The following is a 3,466-nucleotide window of genomic DNA, read 5'->3' on the forward strand; positions in this document are numbered from 1 at the left end:
ATCCATCAACAGTTGATGCTCGACTTTGTGGAATGGTGGGGATGATCCTCCAAATAAACAGCCCTGTCCCAAATTTGGGACAGGGCTATTTAGATCTTCGTTGAATTAACAATCTTCACTTAGATTTCTAACGACGTGAAAAAGACATCACGATTTCTAAGACATACCAAAATAACAAAGCTACAGAGGCGAACAGTCTCAGTGAAGCCGCTACATACTGATCTTTGGTAAAGTCATTCATGACTTTAGATGTGTCGTACAAAATTGCAGCCATGGCAAATCCCACCATCAACAGCGAGAAAAATAAGCCAAGTTTAAATCCAAAAATAGCACTACAAATAATCAACCCCAAGGCTACAAAACCACCGATTTTGAGTGCGCCACCCAAAAATGTAAAATCTTTGCCAGTAGTAAATGCCACTGTCGTTAAACCGACAAACATTAATGATGTCAGAATTCCCGCCGTCGGAATCACCGTCGGATCGGACATCCTGCTAGCAATGAAAATTAATGGCGCAAATAAGAGCGCTTCGGCGACTACATATATTCCCAGTCCCAGATATTGTAAGGAGACTGAATCTGCCCTACTTGCCAATCCCCGCGAGAACCAACCTAACAGTGAAAATCCCGCTAATACAGCCAACCAGGTAAAACCGCCAGTCAGGGCTTGCGCCATCCGTTCGGCAATGCCCGATCGTACTAGTAATGTCTCGATCGCGATAAATCCAGCTACAGCACCAGCTAGGTGTGCGTAAGTCTTGCGGATAAATTCAGCCCGTTCTTGCGGCTGTGCTTGGGATACAACGTACATAGATTAAACCTCTAAAACTATCAATTTATTTGGGTCGCTATCATCCGAGCGATCGGTAAATATAGATCCACATTTACTCATGCCCAATCCAGAAACTTGCTAAAGATCGCATTCGATCTTGTATCTAGATCCTAGCCAATTTGTAGCCGATCGTCCACGGATATTATTACTACTTCATGGTGCTTGGGTAGGGGCTATGTGCGCGATTGCGGCATACTAGCAGCAATCTCCGTAAATATACCTCAGTTACTAGACAACTCGCGACGATCTCACTACCTGAAGTGCTAAAGTTCCGTGTTCGTCGGGATGTCAGATCGATCGATGAATGCGCATAATTGGGTCAGATGAAGTCAATATTCATCAAATCTAAAGTTGAGTAGCTGTGAGATATCGAGGTAGGATGTTGGTTGAGAATGTTGCTACATAGCGCGTCGTGTAGCACAGCCTCCGCCACGATCGATCTCTTGGAAGCCGTAGGTAGTAAATGCTAAGATTAATAGTTGTCAGGACTAAGATCCATTAGCAGCACATCATAATGAAGTTAAGTTTTCGCCGGACGATCGCAGGGCTATTTTTACCCGCATTACTGATATTAATGTCATTAGCGATCGCGAGTATTTACCCACACGCGGCATTAGCAGACGATTTTACAAAAGCAACTCTACCTAACGATTCTGATTTTTCGGGTAAAGATCTGACTACTTTTGAGTTTACTCAAGCTAGTGTCCGCCGAGGTAAATTTATGAACGCAAATCTCACTGGTGTGAGCTTAATTGGTGGAGATTTTGATTCCGCAGATATGACTGGGGCAAATCTGACCAACACTTTATTAGATACGGCGCGACTAACGCGTGCCAATCTCACTAATGCTATTTTAATCGGCGCGTCTGCTTCTGTAACTAATTTCGATGGGGCAACTATCGATGGTGCAGATTTTACAGATGTGCTTCTTAGAAGAGATGTCCAATTAAAGTTGTGTAAGGTTGCTAAAGGTACCAATCCAGTCACAGGCAAAGATACAAAAGAATCACTAGAATGCGCTTAAATTAATTGATAATTGGAATTTGAAGATGGCGATTTACACCCCTACTTTTTGTTAATTAACACTAAAAATAGTAGGATGGGCATTTCCCACCATAATCTTTAACTCTAAAAAGATATCAAATCAGAAATAGTTATTTATAAAAGAGTAGGGTGGGCATTGCCCACCATCTACAAGTACTTATTAATTACTTATTAATAGGCACCGCCCGCCGTCTACATTACTCAGCAGAATCTTCAACTCTAAAAAGATATCAAATCAGAAATAGTCACAATTCTCAACTTTTCTAGCTCCTGTAAGCGCTGTTGAGTAGTAGCAAATAACTGATAATTTTCAACCTTCTTGGCTAAATCTTCGGGATCTTTGCTCTGTAATTTATTGAGATAATATTTGCGCTTTTGTTCGCAGGCGAATTTCTCCAAACAGGCAATCGCCGCTCTAAGTACCAATGGCGATCGCTGAATTTCTTCAGCAGTATGTTCGTCGAGATTAAATAAATGCTCGACTCGTGCTGCTTGCACGCGATCTTCAAAGACTGAATTTTGCAACTTGGAGAGCAAGCGATCGTCCAAATAATCTATTTCTTCCTGCAAAGATTCCCGCTCGTCACATTGGGACGAGCGAGCGATAATCTGCTCCCACAAAAAGCGATGATGAGCCAATGTAAATGTCAATTCTGCTGAATCGAGCGCGTCGATAATTGTCAGGCGGTGGAGAGGATAATGGAGGTAGATCCGGAGCAATAAACCCTCCGCTTGTTCGATCAGTCTTTGATTGGGATGAATGCTAACTGGAGCAATTTCGATAAGTAGTTGTCGTTCTTCCGGCGGAGTATATTCAATACCTGACTCGATCGGATCGGGATAATCTGTTACGTCTAGCTCGGCATATTTGGCTCGATCCGAAGATCTATTTGCAGGTGCGTTACTTACTCCAAATTTTGTTTCTGGGAGTGGCTTGAGTCCCTTAATTGCAGTTTCTAAGCTGGCAAATAATCGGGGAAACAGTACTGAATCACCAGCACTTAATTTCAAAGCTGATTTTTCTATGTAATGGGTACGGGTAGTTATGTCAGTAATTGTTTGTAGCAGTTTAATAATTTTTTGGTAAGCAGATTGATATTGTTCTGCCTTGCTAAGATCTTGTCCTTTGATCGCTTTATCGATCTGCCAATCCAACCACAACGGCGCACGATCGAGTAAATCTAAATAATCCTGCTGACTGTGACTTTTTAAAAACTCATCGGCATCTTTACCCGTTGGCAAATTGAGGATGCGTAGCTGCAATTGTCCCTGATAAGCCAGATCGGTAACTTCCCCAATTGCCCGCTCTGCGGCAATATTACCCGCTTTATCCGCATCGAAATTGAGGACGATTTGTTTGGATTCGGTAAACTTCACTAACTGCTTGACTTGTGCCAAACTTAACGCCGTACCGAGTGCAGCCACCGCACTATCGATTCCCGCCGCATGAAGCGCGATAACATCAAAATAACCCTCGACAACTACCGCCCGATCGGTTTTACTAATTGCATCCTTCGCCCGATCGAGTCCATATAAAGTGTTACCCTTATCGAATAATTCTGTCTCTGGCGAGTTGAGATATTTCGGCTG

Annotated in this window: 3 protein-coding genes; 1 reads left to right on the forward strand and 2 read right to left on the reverse strand. The window is 42.8% G+C overall.

Annotated features, from left to right (window positions below; all coding sequences use genetic code 11):
• Nucleotides 1-127: 127 nt before the first annotated feature.
• On the reverse strand, nucleotides 128-811 hold the full coding sequence (locus RMO52_RS18825) for a Bax inhibitor-1 family protein (protein ID WP_310417305.1): 684 nt from the start codon (nucleotides 809-811) through the stop codon (nucleotides 128-130).
• A gap of 535 nt (nucleotides 812-1,346) precedes the next feature.
• Here RMO52_RS18825 and RMO52_RS18830 point away from each other — a divergent pair.
• Nucleotides 1,347-1,856: a pentapeptide repeat-containing protein gene (locus RMO52_RS18830; RefSeq protein ID WP_309738027.1), complete on the forward strand. Its 510-nt coding sequence runs from the start codon at nucleotides 1,347-1,349 to the stop codon at nucleotides 1,854-1,856.
• A 239-nt stretch (nucleotides 1,857-2,095) separates the two neighbouring features.
• On the opposite strand, the gene RMO52_RS18835 is transcribed toward RMO52_RS18830, so the two are convergent.
• Nucleotides 2,096-3,466 (reverse strand): toprim domain-containing protein (locus tag RMO52_RS18835; RefSeq protein WP_310417309.1); only part of this gene is annotated, 1,371 nt, incomplete at its 5' end.

This window comes from Chamaesiphon sp. OTE_8_metabat_110 (assembly GCF_031382685.1).
Taxonomy (GTDB): domain Bacteria; phylum Cyanobacteriota; class Cyanobacteriia; order Cyanobacteriales; family Chamaesiphonaceae; genus Chamaesiphon.